This is a genomic window from Thauera sp. 63 (assembly GCF_000310165.2).
Classification (GTDB): Bacteria; Pseudomonadota; Gammaproteobacteria; order Burkholderiales; family Rhodocyclaceae; genus Thauera; species Thauera humireducens.
The window spans coordinates 1-852 of sequence record NZ_AMXC01000084.1 but is presented as its reverse complement, the minus strand read 5'-3'; the positions used below and the strand labels follow the sequence as shown (position 1 = coordinate 852).

Annotated in this window: 1 protein-coding gene; it reads right to left on the bottom strand. The window is 67.4% G+C overall.

Annotated elements, in window-relative coordinates; genetic code table 11:
• Nucleotides 1-852: methyl-accepting chemotaxis protein (locus C664_RS20055; protein ID WP_004295373.1), on the bottom strand; the 852-nt coding region annotated here is incomplete at both ends.

The window sequence follows — 852 nt, the reverse complement described above, 5'->3', positions numbered from 1 at the left end:
GAAGAAGCCCATCAGCTCCTGCAGCTGCCCGGCCTGTCCGCCGAGCTCTTCGGCGGTGGCGGCGAGCTCCTCGGAGGCGGAGGCGTTCTGCTGGGTGGCCTTGTTGAGCTGGCCCATGGCGTTGTTGATCTGTCCGACGCCGGCGGTCTGCTCCTGGCTGGCGGAGGCGATCTCCTGCACCAGGTCGGAGGTCTTGTTGATCGAGGGCACCATCTCGTCGAGCAGCTTGCCCGCGCGCTCGGCCAGATGCACCGAGTTGCCGGCCAGTTCGCCGATCTCCTGCGCGGCGACCTGGCTGCGTTCGGCGAGCTTGCGCACTTCGGCCGCGACCACCGCGAAGCCCTTGCCGTGCTCGCCGGCACGCGCCGCTTCGATGGCGGCGTTCAAGGCGAGCAGGTTGGTCTGGTAGGCGATGTCGTCGATGATGCCGATCTTGCCGGCGATGTTCTTCATCGCCTGGACGGTCGACTTGACCGCCTCGCCGCCTTCGCCGGCCTCGGCCGAGGACTTGCTGGCCATGGCGTCGGTGATCTTGGCGTTCTCGGAGTTCTGGTTGATCGAGGCGCTCATCTGCTCGATCGAGGCCGAGGTTTCCTCGACGCTGGCGGCCTGCTCGGAGGAGGACTGGGACAGGCTCTGGGCGGTGGCCGAGACCTGTCCGGCGGCGTTGGTGAGCGCGTCGGCGGCGCCGCGGACCTGCTCGATGATCTCGGCGAGCTTGTCCATGGAGTCATTGACCGCGTTCTGCAGCACCTGGAAGTCGCCGGCGTAGTTGTCGGTGATCTTCTGGGTCAGGTCGCCGCCGGAGAGCGCGACCATGACGCGCTTGACCTCGTTGATCGGCGCGATGAC